The organism is Alteromonas sp. ABV4_150 (assembly GCF_056311745.1).
This window is the reverse complement of the sequence record NZ_CM149971.1, coordinates 1,115,289-1,130,794: the sequence shown is the minus strand read 5'-3', so window position 1 is coordinate 1,130,794 and position 15,506 is coordinate 1,115,289. Positions and strand designations below refer to the sequence as shown.

The 15,506-nt window shown below is 44.2% G+C and carries 17 protein-coding genes; 13 read left to right on the top strand and 4 right to left on the bottom strand.

Annotation, left to right across the window (positions count from 1 at the left end):
- Positions 1–114: 114 nt before the first annotated feature.
- The 4 genes from ACYX4M_RS04910 to ilvN all read left to right on the top strand — a co-directional run bounded on the left by ACYX4M_RS04910 (position 115) and on the right by ilvN (position 3,667).
- A complete protein-coding gene (locus ACYX4M_RS04910; RefSeq protein ID WP_476082123.1) occupies positions 115–576 on the top strand; it encodes a hotdog fold domain-containing protein in 462 nt (153 codons plus the stop codon).
- A gap of 218 nt (positions 577–794) precedes the next feature.
- Positions 795–1,184, top strand: a complete 390-nt coding sequence (locus ACYX4M_RS04905; protein ID WP_476082122.1) for a MaoP family protein — start codon at positions 795–797, stop codon at positions 1,182–1,184.
- 267 nt (positions 1,185–1,451) lie between these two features.
- The gene (locus tag ACYX4M_RS04900) at positions 1,452–3,170 is read left to right on the top strand and encodes an acetolactate synthase 3 large subunit (RefSeq protein WP_476082121.1); all 1,719 of its coding nucleotides are present in this window, start codon (positions 1,452–1,454) and stop codon (positions 3,168–3,170) included.
- The gene (gene ilvN, locus ACYX4M_RS04895; RefSeq protein WP_014975513.1) at positions 3,170–3,667 is read left to right on the top strand and encodes an acetolactate synthase small subunit; all 498 of its coding nucleotides are present in this window, start codon (positions 3,170–3,172) and stop codon (positions 3,665–3,667) included. The genes ACYX4M_RS04900 and ilvN overlap by 1 nt, the downstream gene beginning before the upstream one ends.
- 68 nt (positions 3,668–3,735) lie before the next feature.
- Here ilvN and ACYX4M_RS04890 read toward each other — a convergent pair whose 3' ends face one another.
- Positions 3,736–4,797, bottom strand: a complete 1,062-nt coding sequence (locus ACYX4M_RS04890) for a hypothetical protein (protein WP_476082120.1) — start codon at positions 4,795–4,797, stop codon at positions 3,736–3,738.
- Positions 4,798–4,974: 177 nt separating this feature from the next.
- Between ACYX4M_RS04890 and tatA the strand changes: the two genes are divergently transcribed.
- The 7 genes from tatA to hemB are packed head-to-tail and all read left to right on the top strand — an operon-like array spanning position 4,975 to position 10,535.
- The gene (gene tatA / locus ACYX4M_RS04885; protein WP_232298316.1) at positions 4,975–5,220 is read left to right on the top strand and encodes a Sec-independent protein translocase subunit TatA; all 246 of its coding nucleotides are present in this window, start codon (positions 4,975–4,977) and stop codon (positions 5,218–5,220) included.
- Positions 5,220–5,519, top strand: a complete 300-nt coding sequence (gene tatB, locus ACYX4M_RS04880) for a Sec-independent protein translocase protein TatB (RefSeq protein WP_012517066.1) — start codon at positions 5,220–5,222, stop codon at positions 5,517–5,519. Before tatA ends, tatB begins: the two co-directional genes overlap by 1 nt.
- The gene (gene tatC, locus ACYX4M_RS04875; RefSeq protein ID WP_476082119.1) at positions 5,520–6,275 is read left to right on the top strand and encodes a twin-arginine translocase subunit TatC; all 756 of its coding nucleotides are present in this window, start codon (positions 5,520–5,522) and stop codon (positions 6,273–6,275) included.
- A gap of 25 nt (positions 6,276–6,300) precedes the next feature.
- Positions 6,301–6,840, top strand: a complete 540-nt coding sequence (locus ACYX4M_RS04870) for a hypothetical protein (RefSeq protein WP_476082118.1) — start codon at positions 6,301–6,303, stop codon at positions 6,838–6,840.
- Positions 6,841–7,617, top strand: coding sequence for a TatD family hydrolase (locus ACYX4M_RS04865; RefSeq protein WP_476082117.1), 777 nt, complete (start codon positions 6,841–6,843; stop codon positions 7,615–7,617). It begins immediately after the preceding gene.
- Positions 7,618–7,629: 12 nt separating this feature from the next.
- Complete coding sequence (locus ACYX4M_RS04860) at positions 7,630–9,528, top strand: sensor domain-containing diguanylate cyclase (protein WP_476082116.1); 1,899 nt, start codon at positions 7,630–7,632, stop codon at positions 9,526–9,528.
- A complete protein-coding gene (hemB, locus tag ACYX4M_RS04855) occupies positions 9,525–10,535 on the top strand; it encodes a porphobilinogen synthase (RefSeq protein WP_476082115.1) in 1,011 nt (336 codons plus the stop codon). The genes ACYX4M_RS04860 and hemB overlap by 4 nt, the downstream gene beginning before the upstream one ends.
- 91 nt (positions 10,536–10,626) lie before the next feature.
- Here the strand turns inward: hemB and ACYX4M_RS04850 are convergent, their stop codons facing one another.
- Together ACYX4M_RS04850 and rhlB are read right to left on the bottom strand one after the other, a co-directional pair.
- Complete coding sequence (locus ACYX4M_RS04850) at positions 10,627–12,138, bottom strand: Ppx/GppA phosphatase family protein (RefSeq protein WP_476082114.1); 1,512 nt, start codon at positions 12,136–12,138, stop codon at positions 10,627–10,629.
- Positions 12,139–12,173: 35 nt separating this feature from the next.
- The gene (gene rhlB / locus ACYX4M_RS04845; protein ID WP_476082113.1) at positions 12,174–13,463 is read right to left on the bottom strand and encodes an ATP-dependent RNA helicase RhlB; all 1,290 of its coding nucleotides are present in this window, start codon (positions 13,461–13,463) and stop codon (positions 12,174–12,176) included.
- 100 nt (positions 13,464–13,563) lie between these two features.
- Between rhlB and trxA the strand changes: the two genes are divergently transcribed.
- Positions 13,564–13,890 carry a thioredoxin TrxA gene (gene trxA / locus ACYX4M_RS04840; protein ID WP_012517074.1) on the top strand — a complete coding sequence of 109 codons (327 nt, stop codon included), beginning with the start codon at positions 13,564–13,566 and terminating at the stop codon, positions 13,888–13,890.
- Here trxA and ACYX4M_RS04835 read toward each other — a convergent pair.
- Positions 13,873–14,145 carry a hypothetical protein gene (locus tag ACYX4M_RS04835; RefSeq protein ID WP_476082112.1) on the bottom strand — a complete coding sequence of 91 codons (273 nt, stop codon included), beginning with the start codon at positions 14,143–14,145 and terminating at the stop codon, positions 13,873–13,875. The two genes, trxA and ACYX4M_RS04835, sit on opposite strands and share 18 nt — an antisense overlap.
- A gap of 14 nt (positions 14,146–14,159) precedes the next feature.
- Here ACYX4M_RS04835 and rho point away from each other — a divergent pair, with 14 nt between their 5' ends.
- Positions 14,160–15,425, top strand: coding sequence for a transcription termination factor Rho (gene rho, locus ACYX4M_RS04830; protein WP_014948094.1), 1,266 nt, complete (start codon positions 14,160–14,162; stop codon positions 15,423–15,425).
- Positions 15,426–15,506: the final 81 nt, after the last annotated feature.

Sequence of the window (15,506 nt, the reverse complement as noted above, 5' to 3'; positions counted from 1 at the left end):
ACGTAACGATTATGTTAACGCTATACTTACTGGTCTAACCAGATTGCATGAGAGCCTAAGTATCAGCGCCGCTTTACTGCAATAGCACTTTCTAGAAAATGAGCGTGAACAATTATGTCAAAGAACTACGTACTCAATACTTATAATAAATTCCTTAAACTGCCCTTTGGCAAAAAGCTGTTTAGCTGGTATTCAGCCCGCAGAGCACCTTATTTTTCAACAGTTTCACCAATTATTACAGACATCAAACCTAACTACTGTGAAGTGCTTATTAAAAAGCGTAAAGGGGTAGAGAATCACATTGGTACTGTTCACGTCATTGCGATTTGTAATGGTTTAGAAATGGCCATGGGCTTTATGTGCGAAGCATCAATCCCTAAAAATCTAAGGTGGATCCCAAAGGGCATGGAAGTGAAATACCCAGCAAAAGCAGACTCAGACATTCGCTGTGTCGCCGAAGTACCAGCAGATGCATGGAAGCCTGGTGATTTGCCTATTTCAGTAAAGGCGTACAACGCTGAAGGCACCGTGGTCGTAGACGGCACCATCACCGTTTGGGTAAGCGAAAAACGCTAAACGATGCCGTGCTACTTGAAGGTCGCTTTTGCGGCCTTTTTTTATGTCTAGTTACTGGCGCAATATTAAGTTTTTACTACAGAAGTATTTCTAATTGACAGCATGCGAAAACACATCTAAGAATACACTGGTAAGCGATTAAGGCGCTATATCAGAAGTCTATTTCATTCAACAATTAAGTGGTCGTTCTCTTGGTGAACTTTATTTGGGAGACCACGATGAAAGAGGTTAAGATGTCTGTAATCACAAAAGAACAAGTCACTAGAAAACCTTTCGCAGATAAGAAAAATTACCCTTACGGCTTTGCCCGTTCAGGAGATTTTTCAATTAATGAAAGTAAGCTTCTTCAGGCCCATGGTAGCTTGTTTGCTGCGCTTGTTGACGGAAAGATCACGCCGGAGAACGACGAAGAACAAGCCTATCTAGAGTCGGCTCTCGGGCACCGTGAACCCTCAACACCTCAGGAAAAAGCGTGGTTAAAATACCAAGCGCGTATTAACAGACCAAAGACGGCGAGTATTTATGGCTCTAAAAAGCCTGCTGTCGACGATGTTGATGACGATGACATAAGCGATAACAGCGACCTTGATATCGACCTTGATGATTAAATGATTGTCTCTATTCATTCCAACCTCCTAAACAGAAAAATAGGAAGCCATGTATTTCTTTTGATGTTAATTTGGTGTAAATAAACATCCTATTTTTCGTGAAAAAATTAATGTTGGCGAAACATCTATCCTAATTATTGCGATTATTGGGATATATATCTCACTTTTACGCAATTTGGTGTTTTATCTTCCTATTACCTTAGATATAGTCGGGGCATCGTCAACGTACGCTGACAAACCCCCCAACCCATTACAGGAGAAAGCACTGTGAAAATGATGTCGGGCGCAGCCATGGTGGTTGAAGCGCTAAAAGATGTAGGAGTGACACACGTGTTCGGTTACCCAGGTGGTGCCGTACTAGACATTTATGATGCGTTATTTGCGCAAGATGATGTCAAACACGTCCTCGTACGTCATGAACAGGCAGCCGCCCATATGGCGGATGGTTATGCACGTTCAACTGGCAAAACCGGCACAGTGCTCGTCACATCAGGTCCAGGCGCAACTAATACCATTACAGGTATTGCTACTGCGTACATGGACTCTATCCCGATGGTAATTTTATCGGGACAGGTGCCGTCGAAGCATATTGGTGAAGACGCATTTCAAGAAACTGACATGGTAGGATGCTCGCGTCCTATCGTTAAGCACAGCTTCTTGGTTAAGCGCGCGGTTGATATTCCAGAAGCGATTGCCAAAGCCTATTATATTGCTAACACTGGCCGTCCTGGACCGGTGGTTGTAGATTTGCCAAAAGATATTGTTAACGTAGCGGAAGAACATCCTTATGTGTATCCAAGTGACGTTACCATGCGTTCTTATAACCCAACAGAAAAAGGCCACCCCAAGCAGGTGAAGAAAGCGGTTGAGTCGCTTCTTAAAGCAGAACGCCCGGTATTATATGTAGGTGGTGGTGCAGTAGCTTGCGACGCGTCAGAAAAAGTTATTGAGTTAGCTGAAAAGCTAAATGCTCCAGTAACTTGTACGCTGATGGGCCTTGGTGCTATGCCGGGTACACACAAGCAATTTATCGGCATGCTAGGTATGCACGGTACGCTTGAAGCGAACAAGACCATGCATAATGCCGACTGCATCATTGCACTAGGTGCACGTTTTGATGACCGTGTTACCAACAACGTCGATAAGTTCTGCCCTCATGCAGATATTATCCACGTTGATATTGACCCAGCATCAATTTCTAAAACCGTAAATGCTCACATTCCTGTGGTAGGTTCGGTAGATAAAGTACTTGATCAAATTTTAAGCCAGGTAAATAAGAAAGATTTATCAGGCCAGAGCGAAAAGCTGGCTGACTGGTGGCAGCAAATTGAAACATGGCGTTCTCGCGAGTGCTTGAATTACGCACAAGGCGAAGAAGTTATTAAGCCTCAGCGTGTTATCGAAGCCTTGTACAAGCACACCGACGGTAAAGCTTATGTAAGTTCTGATGTTGGTCAACACCAAATGTTTGCTGCGCTTTATTACCCTTATGATAAACCGCGTCAGTGGATCAACTCAGGTGGTCTTGGCACCATGGGCTTTGGTTTACCGGCTGCAATGGGCGTGCAATTTGCGCATCCAGGGTCAACTTCCGTGGTAGTAACGGGTGACGGCAGTATTCAAATGAATATTCAAGAGCTATCTACTTGTTTGCAGTACAACCTGCCTATCAAGATTATCTCATTGAATAACCGTGCCCTAGGTATGGTTCGTCAGTGGCAGGATATGATTTACAAAGGACGTCACTCACACTCTTACATGGATTCAATGCCTGATTTTGTGAAGTTGGCAGAAGCTTACGGGCATGTGGGCATTAAAGTAGACAAGCTCGACGAACTAGATGCAGCAATGGAGAAATGTTTCAGCTACACAGATCGCTTAGTGTTTATGGACATAGCAGTAGACCAAAACGAACACGTATATCCAATGCAAATTAAGTTTGGCGCAATGGATGACATGCGCTTAAGCAAGACGGAGCGAACCTGATGAAACGTATTATCTCTGTATTAATGGAAAACGCCCCTGGTGCACTATCTCGAATTGTTGGTGTATTTTCTCAACGTGGTTACAACGTCGACTCACTGTGTGTGGCACCAACCGACGACGCGAGCCTTTCGCGTCTAACGATTATCACCCACGGCGACGACAAAGTAATAGAGCAAATCACCAAGCAAGTGAATAAGCTTATAGATGTGCTAAAAGTGGTCGACCTAACTGAGGGTACGCACATTGAGCGCGAGCTTATGCTGATTAAAGTTGCGACTCGCACAGAGTCGGTACGTGCTGAAGTGAAGCGGAACTCTGATATCTTCCGTGCGCGTATTGTGGATGTGAACGTAAACAACTACACCATTGAAATTACGGGCACCACAGATAAGCTAGATGCATTTGCCACGACTATGGGGCAGTGTGCTGAAATTATCGAATCATCGCGCACCGGCGTGTGTGGGCTTGCTCGAGGTGATAGGGCGCTTCGTCCTTAAACATCACTCGTTAAATCGTTTTCAAAAAAGCTGTCTTACGACAGCTTTTTTTATGGGGCTCACTTAAGTTAAGTATCGCGTCCATAATAGGCTTCAATGCGCAACGCCATGCCGTATGACGTCTTAAAGTCTTCACTGCGTAGCCATAATACAAAGGGTTCAACTTCAAAGAACAGCCAATCGCGCAGCATGTTGTTGCGCCACCTAAACCCGCCGTAAATTTCTTCTACGCGGTAATTAGGTTGACTCAAGCCCTCTACCATTAAGTGGGGTATAACGGCGTTATGTTGATCTACCGAGAATAAATGATGGACTTCGTGGCGCCACAACCAGTCGTTAGTGTCATCGCGAAAGTAAAAGCGGTTGTTTTGGCGAATGAGGTGCTTTTTGCTCATCTCGTATTGCACCGCCCAGCCAAGTTCAGCGCCTAATCGGTCTCGGGTGTAATAATATAACTCTGCGTCATAGAGCATAGCCCATTGCTTAGAAAAGGCGAAGGCGTCTTTATATCGCGTCATGGCATAGAGTTGGTCTCGACGTCCTGCGCCAACTCTATACGAAAAATGTGAATCCTGCTCTGGACGAAACCGAAGGGCAATGGTCGTTCTATCTCGGTTATTATTGCCGGTATCTCTTGCTGCACGTATCGTATTGTTCTGTGTTTCGTCTTCATTGTCACTCAATAGTAAATCAACGCGCTCTTTTAAAGCAGGCAAACGAACACGAATACGAAAGCGTAAGTCGGTATCCGAGAGCATGCTGCTTCTTGGCTCCCACGACAATTGTACACGGCCTTCCGCTCTTGCTTCTTTGCGCCCTGAAGTGATGGGAAGGCTATCGCTTTCAAACAAACCATCGAGCTGCTTTACTGTAAAATCCATAGTGTCAGTAAAACTGCGCTGCCAAATATCAAACCACTGCTCATTATATTGGGCCTGTGTTCGAGGCTGAGTGTCAAACTCCTGTGTTAAAAGATCAGAAGAAAAGGCATGTGAGGTGCTAACGTCATTGTGATAAGCAGCGCTCTTATTGGTCGTGTTTTCGGGTAGGTTCAACGTGTATGAGGGGCTATTCAGCGTTGAAGTGGTGGAGAGCAACAAATGGCAATAGACCATAGTAAGGCACAGCATTGCTCACTAACTCCTTGTAAAAAATAGCATAGTTGAATATTTTTACTATCCGTACTTAAGATATACAAAGCATGGATTGTCCCAACCCAAACGTCAATCTTTATTCATTCAGGTAAATATTCAGGTGAAAGCATTTGCGGGCAATGGCATACTGTGCACAACGATGTAAGGGAGATTATTTTTATGGGTGGTATTAGTATTTGGCAGTTGCTTATCATACTGGTTATCGTAGTGCTATTGTTTGGCACTAAACGACTCAAAGGTATAGGCACTGACTTAGGCGGCGCAATCAAAGGCTTCAAGAAAGCAGTGAGTGAAGAAGACAAAGACGCCGACTTTGAACAAAAAAAGCAAGTTGAAGAAAAGTCAGCGGCTGAGCCTGTTTCGACAAAAACGCAGAGCGACGTTAAAGAAAAATCCTGATGTTTGATATCGGCTTTTGGGAGCTATTGGTAGTAGGCGTGTTGGCGCTCCTTATTTTAGGGCCCGAACGACTGCCAGGTGCCATGCGCTCTACAATTAATACAATTCGCAGCGTGCGTAATGTAGCAACGGGCTTTAAGCAAGAGGTTGAGCATCAGCTGCGCGTGCATGAATTGCATGAAAACTTGAAAAAAGCAGAGCAGCAAGGCCTTAAAGATCTTTCACCTGAACTTGAACAAAGTGTCGATGAGCTAAAAAAAGCCGCCGAGTCGGTTCAAGAACCATATAAAAAGCAATAAATGTCTGACGCTAACAATCTCATTTCTCATTTAATTGAATTACGCAGCCGTATTCTCAAAGCGCTTTTGAGTGTGCTGATCGTATTCGTGTGTCTTGCCGCTTTCGCACAAGACCTTTACCAGCTGTTAGCTATGCCTTTACTTGAAACGCTACCTGAAAACTCAAGTATGATTGCAACCGATGTGGCATCGCCCTTTTTTGCGCCTTTTAAACTTACCTTGGTGCTGTCGTTTTTCATTGCTATCCCCTATGTACTTTACCAAGTGTGGGGCTTTGTTGCTCCGGGCTTATACCGAAATGAAAAACGCCTTGTAGCGCCCCTGCTTTTATCAAGCACCTTACTATTTTATGCTGGGATGGCTTTTGCTTATTTTGTCGTATTCCCTATCGCGTTCGCATTTTTTACAAGTGTTGCGCCGGAAGGGGTGACGGTAAGCACAGACATATCTAGCTATTTAAATTTTGTATTGAAACTGTTCTTCGCATTTGGGGTCTCATTCGAGATACCGATAGCCATTATTTTGATGTGTTGGACTGGAGTAACTGACGCCAAGTCGCTCAGAGCCAAACGTCCGTATGTGGTTGTAGGTGCGTTTGTTGTAGGCATGTTGCTTACGCCACCAGATATTATCTCTCAAACGTTATTAGCAATACCAATGTGGTTGCTATTCGAAGTCGGTGTGATTGTGGGTGGTTTTTATGCAGCTAAAAAGCCAAGCGAAGACGACTCAGAAGAAGCGACTGACAATACGTAAAAGTTATAAAGAGAAAGGAATAAGAATGAAAACTCAACTGCTTTCTATTGCCACTTTACTTTGTGCTTTCAGTGCGTTCCAAGCACACGCTGAATCTATCGGTGAAGCGATGGACAAGTGCCGTAATACTGATAATAGCCTTAAGCGCCTAATGTGCTACGACGGTGTGGCAAAGTCGTTAAATCAATATGAAGGCGTTAACGAGCAAGTGAGCCAGCTAAAGGCATATAAGCCAAATAACAGCGCACAAACTCGCCCTCGCCCAGCGCAGGTTGGGCAACAACCTATGCCTTCAAAGCCGGAAAATGACTTTGGTTTAGAGCATAAGCGCGACTTAACAAAAGAGACCTCAGAAATTACCGTCACTATTAACACAATTAAGAAAAACCCTCGCGATAAGTATGTGCTAACTTTCAGCGATGGCTCTGTCTGGCAGCAAACGGATCGAACGCACTTGAAGCTTGAGGAAGGACAAGCTGTCTCTGTTGAGCGGGGTCTTTTTGGTGCCTTCTTCCTAAGTGTTGAAGGTCTTAACAAGCGCATTAAAGTAAAGCGCGTAAAATAGATGCCTTGGTTCGACGCTGGCGTCAATCTGCTTGATAAGCGCTTTGACGCCGACGAGGTTATCCATCGAGCGCAAGAAGCCGGTGTTGAGAAGGTTTGCGTCATCACTACTCATCCTAAAGAGTGGGATGCAGCGGTAGCGCTTTATAAAAAGTACTCTGAACAATGCTGTTTCACCATTGGAGTACATCCTCATAATGCCAAAGACGTCACCGAAAGTGATTATGACCGATTACGTGAGCTTGCTCAGCATCAAGGCTGTGTAGCTATTGGTGAATGCGGATTAGACTTTAACCGTAACTTTTCGCCTCAAGATATTCAATTAACGGTTTTCGAAGCACAGTTAAAAATAGCTGCGTCGTTAAATTTACCCGTGTATTTACACGAAAGGGATGCCTTTAGCGAGCAGGTTCAACTGTTATCTCAGTATATGCCGCAATTGAAGGGAGGAATTGCTCACTGCTTTACCGGCACAGCTGAACAGGTAAAAACTTATTTATCTTTAGGCCTTTTTATTGGCATTACCGGGTGGGTATGTGACGATAAGCGCGGTGAGGATCTGCGTGATGCTGTAAACTATATTCCGCTTGATAAACTCATTCTTGAAACAGACGCACCATACTTATTTCCAAAGACGTTGCGTCCGCGAAAGCGCAACAATGAGCCGGCTTTTTTGCCTCATATTGCTCAGCAATTAGGTGAATATCTGCAGGTTGACACTGATAAGTTGCGTATTAGCAGTTATGCTAATAGCTGTGAGTTGTTTTCTCTCGGCTAAACATAGGTTTATATGCAGACAAATCTAAAGGCAATGCGCAAGTATGATGCTGGGCTCATTCTTATTACAGCCCTTGCTGTAGTAGTCTTTGTCTTTGTTCTGCTAAACCTTTCTCCGGCAACAAGCCTCTCCCCTCGGTTTTCACAGTTAACTTATTTAAAAGAAACTGAAGGAACACCCCTTGATTTCAATAGTGTAATTCAAATTCCAACAAGTGATTGGACTCAGGTCGCGCCACCAGTGAACTTAGGAATGGACACAGGTGTGCACTGGTTCTCAATGATAGTTCAGCCTACGCAAAGCAACCAAAGCCGGTTTCTCCTGCATGTTGACTATCCGCTTTTAGATAATTTAGATGTTGCGGTATATAGCCAAGTTGGTAGCAAACCCAAAGTGACGTTTTCTAGTGGTGATAGTAAACGCTTCAACGAGAGGCATATTGCGCACGTCAAACCTTTGTTCCCCTTACCTGCTAGTGCGCAATCTCAGCGCGTTATCATTAGGGTTCAAACATCCGGCAACATTCGCCTTCCCATTCGCATTTGGCAAGAAACAGAATTTATAGAATACACATCAACAAGAAACCTGGTGTTAGGCATCTTTTTTGGTGTTTTGCTAGCAATGGGTGTGAGCAATACATTCTTAACGGTCACAACTAAAAATGCTTCCTTTCTGTTTTACTCTGGTTATGTGATCAACCTAGCGCTTACCTTAATGACCCTTCATGGTTATGGCTTTTCCTACATTTGGCCGGAAAGTAGCTGGTTTCAAAGTAAAGCAATTATCGTATTCGCAAACGCTACTATAATGTTTGCCGCACTATTTACCCGTACTCTTCTGCCCATTAAGAATTACAGTCACAAGCTCGATAAGGTGACAAAAGCTATTAGTTGGATTTGCGGCTTGAGCATTATCGCGGGTATGCTTCTGCCTTATTGGCTAATGATAAAAGCGTTTCTTTTATTACTGAGCCTTGTTGTTATTTTTGTCCTAGTTCTAGGTGTGTGGTTGTGGCTTAAACGAGAAGTCGTAGCCCGCTACTTCACAATCGCTTGGGGCTTTCTACTCATTAGCGGGCTGTGTGCAAGTCTAGATAATGTAAATATTATTCAACTACCTATTTCGTCTAATGACTTGTTAGTTATAGGCGGAACCGTCGAAACCTTAATATTGGCGCTTATTCTTGCGATTAATTACAGCCACAGTCGTGACGACTTAATTGATGCGAAGGAGTTTGCACTTGAACAGGAAAAGCAAGCGAATACTGCTAAAGAAAATCTGTTGGAAGTACAAAAGCGCTATCAGGATGATCTGGAATATAAAGTCCAAGAGCGTACCCTCGAGTTAGAGATAACGCTGCGTGAGCTTTCAGAGGTAAACCAAGAGCTGGAAAGACTTAACGCAATTGACCCGCTTACAGGGGCACACAACCGCCGCCATTTTGACAAACGATTGCGCTCCGAGGGAAGACGCAGCCGTCGAGAACAAACGCCTTTATCACTTATTATTGTTGACGTAGATCACTTCAAAAAAATTAACGATGAATATGGACACGACGGCGGAGATGCGTGCTTAATTCACGTGACAAATGTCTTTAAAAAACTCATCCATCGTCCAACAGATGATTTGTGTCGCATAGGTGGTGAAGAGTTCGCAATTATATTGCCTAATACTGATTTGAGCGGCGCATACCACGTTGCCGAGAATATCCGATCTAGCTTAGAAAACAGTCCGCTTGAATATGAGGGGCAAACCGTTAAGCTAACTGCCAGCGCTGGTGTATCCACAACCATTATTGCGGATGAAGAACACGCGCAAAGTTTATTTAAATATGCTGATGAGTGCTTGTACGAAGCGAAAGCTTCAGGGCGAAACACCGTAATACACAAAAATTTACAGGAAAAACTATGACCTCTTCACCTTTCCCTCTCCGTCGTATGCGTAGATTACGTGCTAAAGATGCGTTAAGAGGGCTTGTGGCAGAACACAGGCTAACTACGGATGATTTAATCTATCCTGTCTTTGTGTTGCCCGGTGAAAATGCCAGGGAAGCCGTTCCTTCTATGCCTGGCGTTGAAAGGCTTTCTATTGACTTACTCGTTCAAGAAGCAGCTGATTGGGTAGCATTAGGTATTCGAACCATTGCGCTCTTCCCTGTAACACCTATGTCGCTCAAAACAGAATGTGCCAGTGAAGCGTTTAATTCTGACGGCCTTGCTCAACAAGCGATGAGGGCGCTTAAAAAAGCGTACCCTGAAGTGATGCTGATGTCAGATATAGCATTAGACCCTTTCACGTCTCATGGACAAGATGGCCTCCTAGATGAGACTGGATATGTGATGAACGACGAAACCGTTGAAGTCCTGATTAAGCAAGCCTTATCACATGCCGAAGCTGGTGCTGACATTGTGGCGCCTTCTGACATGATGGATGGCCGTATTGGTAGCATTCGCAAGGCATTAGAAGAAGCGGGGCACTTCAATACATGCATTATGGCTTACTCGGCTAAATACGCCTCTGCTTACTATGGTCCGTTTCGCGATGCTGTCGGCTCTGCTGCAAATATCAAAGGCGGTAATAAGAAAACTTATCAGATGGACCCAGCAAACACTGACGAAGCTCTTCATGAAATTGCCCTTGATATAGAAGAGGGGGCAGACATGGTGATGGTGAAGCCCGGTATGCCGTATTTAGATGTGGTACGTCGCTGCAAGGATGAGTTTAAGGTGCCAACGTTTGCTTATCAAGTAAGTGGCGAATACGCTATGCATCAAGCAGCCTTTGCTAACGGTTGGCTAAACGAAGAGGCGGTAATTTTAGAGTCCTTACTTGCATTTAAGCGCGCTGGAGCAGATGGTATTTTGACCTATTTTGCACCTAAAGCTGCCAAGCTATTAGCTAAGCAAGATGGTATATAAACATCAAATCTAAGCGACATTAATTTGCGCATTCCAATAAAAAGCCGTGCTAAGCACGGCTTTTTTAACTTATAAACAAGGATGTGAGTATTTACTTACACACAAGCTCAAACCCAGCTTTGTGCTGTAGCCAGCACTCGTTTGCTAATTCAGCATTAATTAAAGGGTGAGACTTTAGCCAGCCTTCGGGGAAGGTAAGTGTCCACTTACTGTCATCACATTGCAGCGAAACTTCTGGAGTATGTTTGTTTTGGCGACGTAGACATAAGACTACTGCTATGCGTAATACTCGAAGCATGCCCTTTAGCATAGGACGATAGTCTTCGTGGTACTTATCAAAAATTTCTGTATCAATCGTTAAACGATGCTGCGCAACTAGGTCGCGAATTGCTGAGCGCTGCAACCGAGTAAAACCCGGTAAATCAATATGACTTAAAATATACTCACCGTGTTCGTGATGGCGTTTATATTCAATGTGAAGACCAATTTCATGTAACTGTGCAGCGGCCCCTAAAATAGTTTCTGTATCTAGGTGACAAATGTTTTGCTGTGTGCAAAGTTGATGGCATAAAGTAAGCGCTACATGGCGAATTGAGTTCGCATGGTTTTTATCGATATGATAACGATGCTTTGCTTGATTGAGCGTTTGTTGGCGTCTATCGTTTTCAGTAACGTTATCTAACATTCCGTAGATAAGCCCTTCGCGCAATGCCCCGCCAGAGATATTCATATGTTTGATATTCAGCGCTTCAAACAAGCTGATAAGTATCGCCAAGCCAGAAGGGAAAATAGCTTTTCTATTGTCTTCTAATCCGTCGATATCAAGGTTTTGAATGCTGCCGCATTCGACACACTGTTTTTCAAGGTGATAAAGATAGTCTAAACGAATGGCATCGCTGATACCCTGGGCTACCAGGATCTCGGTAATTGCTTGCGGTGTCCCCGACGCTCCTAAGCAATTCTCCCAATCGAAACACAAAAAAGCATTTGATACTTCAGCAATTAGCGACTGGGCTGCTTTTTTAGCATTTTCGAAGTTATCTTCGGTTATGGTACCGCCAGTGAAGTAGCGCTCCATAAAAGTCACACAGCCCATATCTAAACTTTTAAGGTGAATAGGCTGCATGTCGTTACCGATAATAATTTCGGTGCTAGCGCCACCAATATCAATGACAAGGCTGTTACCTTGGTTAGCTGATGTATAGGCTACCCCTAGGTAAATTTGTCGCGCTTCTTCCTCGCCGCTTATCACGTTGAGCTTGTGATTAAGAATTTCTTCAGCTTTACGAATGAAAATATGGGCGTTGGTCGCAAGACGAAGGGTAGCCGTAGCGACTATTTTGATATTAGATGATGGGATATCTTGCAGACGTTCCGAGAAAACTTGCAGACATTGCCAGCCGCGCTCCATGCTTTCATCATCAAGTGCTAAGTCATCGTCTAGGCCAGCGGCTAAACGTACTTTTTGCTTAATTTTCCCTATTATTTGCACACTGCCGTTAACAACGTGAACAATCACCATGTGAAAGCTGTTAGAGCCCAAATCTACAGCGGCGTAGTACTCGCCGTAGGTCTGTGCGTCGTGCTGGAGTTCTGCCTGCATAAAATCTCGTTTCTTATAAAATACCTTACGCTTTATTATTGCGCTCTGTTGTTTCGGTTTTGGGGTTTACCTCGACCCCTACCGTTGCCACGGCGCGAAGAGTTGCGGTTGTTAGGCGTACGTCTTCTGCGTGGTTTGGGTGGCGTTACATCATCAAGTAGGCCACTGCGGTCATAATCGGTAACCGGTATTGTCTTTTGAATGTATTGCTCAATAGCAGGTAAATTTAGCGCGTATTTTTCACATGCAAAGCTAATGGCAACGCCACTTTGGCCTGCGCGACCCGTTCGACCAATTCGGTGCACATAGTCTTCCGCATCGTCTGGTAGGTCATAGTTAAATACGTGGGTGACCGCGTCAATATGAAGGCCTCGTGCTGCAACATCGGTTGCTACTAGGATATCAAGGTTACCCTTAGTAAAATCTTCTAATATTCCTAGGCGCTTTTTCTGCGGTACATCGCCGCTTAGCAAGCCTACGCGATGGCCATCAGCGGTAAGCCAGTCGGTAACCTTCTCACAACTATTTTTGGTGTTCGCAAAAACAATCGCTTTTTCTGGCCACTCTTCTTCAAGCAATGTAAGAAGCAGCAGCATCTTGTCATCGTCAGATGGGTAAAAGAGTTCTTGAGAAACGCGAGTAGCCGTGGTCTGCTCAGGGGCAACCTGAACATGAGTTGGATTATTCATATGCTCATAGGCAAGTTCTTGTACGCGATAGCTTAGCGTAGCTGAAAATAGCATGCTAAGGCGTTCGCCTGCAGGTGGCATACGGCGGAACAAAAAGCGGATATCTTTTATAAAGCCTAAATCGAACATGCGGTCGGCTTCATCTAGTACGGCAACCTGAATATTCTTCAGTGTGAACACATTCTGCTTGTAGTAATCAAGAATGCGTCCTGTCGTACCAATTATAATATCTACCCCTTCTTCCAAAGTTTCACGTTGACTTTGGTAACCTTCGCCCCCATAAATCAAACCAAGCGACAATCCAGTATGCTCACTAAGTAGTTTGGCGTCGTTATAGATTTGAACGGCGAGCTCTCTGGTCGGCGCCATAATAATTGCGCGAGGGCCATTTGATTTGCTGTTATCTGCATTTTCTGCTTTGCTTAGCAAATAGTGAAATGTAGCCACCAAAAAGGCAATGGTTTTACCTGTTCCCGTTTGAGCCTGCCCTGCAATGTCGTGACCTTCCAATAATGGAGGCAGTGCAAGTGCTTGAATTGGTGTACAATGTGAAAAATTAGCTGCCGTTAAGGCGTCAACAACCTTGCCGTTAATCGGCAGGTCGGAAAAATGAGTATCAGTTAAGTGAGTAGGCATAGCTTATAGCTTATCAGTGCTTGCATTAAAAAACAGTTTCTATATAACACTTATGGTCGGGCTGAGACAAATCAGCGACAGACCAATAATGGAGAAAAGAATGAGCGACAAAATTATCCAGTTATCTGACGATAAATTCGAAGCAGATGTTATCAATGCTGAAGGTCCTGTACTGGTTGACTTCTGGGCCGAATGGTGTGGCCCGTGTAAAATGATCGCACCAATCTTAGAAGAAGTTGCGACCGAGTTTGATGGCAAGTTAACAGTTGGCAAGTTGAATGTCGATGAAAATAACGAAACTCCACCTAAATATGGTATTCGTGGTATTCCTACATTGCTACTTTTCAAAAACGGCAACGTTGCTGCGACTAAAGTTGGCGCATTATCAAAAGCACAGTTAACAGAATTTCTAAACGAAAATCTTTAATTGAGGCAATAAAAAACCGGTGCGAATAAAGCGCCGGTTTTTATTTGCATCACGGGCACTTGCATTTAGTTTTAGAAAAGAGCACATCAAAATATTTAACATTTCGGCGGTAAAACGCTGGACGTTGGTTAAATATAGTGCTAACTTTTCTTCAGCGCTCATCCGAGCAGCATTCTGCTTACGCCCACATCCGGGTGATATCAAATCTAAACTAGAACAGAGTGACTTTAAGTCCTGTAAGCGAAGTTCAAGCACAAAGACCCACCAGTATGAATTTAACTGAATTAAAGAACAAACCAATAAGCGAGTTGGTTAACCTGGCCGAGGAAATGGGCCTGGAAAACATGGCGCGCGCCAGAAAACAAGACATCATTTTCTCAATCCTAAAGACTCACGCAAAAAGCGGCGAAGATATCTTTGGTGATGGGGTACTAGAAATTTTACAGGACGGTTTCGGCTTCTTACGCTCAGCTGACTCTTCGTATCTTGCAGGGCCAGACGATATCTATGTATCGCCAAGCCAAATCCGACGCTTCAACTTGCGTACGGGTGATACGATTGCCGGGAAAATTCGTCCACCGAAAGACAGCGAGCGATATTTTGCTCTGCTAAAAATTCGCGAAGTTAACTTCGACAAGCCCGAAAATTCACGTAACAAAATCCTTTTCGAAAACCTTACACCGCTTCACGCAGCAGACCGTTTGCGTATGGAACGCGGCAACGGTTCAACGGAAGATATTACGGCTCGTGTACTCGACTTAGCATCCCCAATCGGTAAAGGTCAGCGTGGCCTTATTGTTGCACCACCAAAAGCCGGTAAAACGCTTCTTCTTCAAAACATTGCTCAGTCAATTGCTGCTAACCACCCAGACTGTGAGTTAATGGTGTTACTTATCGATGAGCGTCCAGAAGAAGTTACCGAGATGCATCGTCTTGTACAAGGTGAAGTAGTGGCATCAACGTTTGATGAGCCAGCAAGCCGTCACGTACAAGTTGCTGAAATGGTTATCGAAAAAGCTAAGCGTCTTGTTGAACACAAAAAAGACGTGGTTATCCTGCTTGACTCGATTACTCGTCTTGCTCGCGCTTACAACACAGTTATCCCATCATCAGGTAAAGTACTTACCGGTGGTGTTGACGCAAACGCACTACATAAGCCTAAGCGCTTCTTCGGTGCTGCTCGTAACGTTGAAGAAGGCGGTAGTTTAACCATTATCGCAACAGCGCTTATCGATACAGGCTCTAAGATGGACGAAGTTATCTACGAAGAGTTTAAAGGTACAGGTAACATGGAATTACACCTTAATCGCAAAATCGCGGAAAAACGTGTATTCCCGGCTATCGACTTTAACCGCTCTGGTACTCGTCGTGAAGAACTGCTTACAGCGCAAGATGAACTACAGAAAATGTGGATCCTTCGCAAAATCGTTCACGAAATGTCAGAAATTGACGCAATGGACTTCCTTATCAGTAAGCTGTCGATGACCAAGACAAATGATGAGTTCTTTGACGCCATGCGTAGACAAAAGAGTTAATAGAGACTTAGTAATAATCTGATATTAAAAGAAAAGGCGTCACTCGGCGCCTTTTTTGTTTCTTGTGCCCAACTGCCTTCC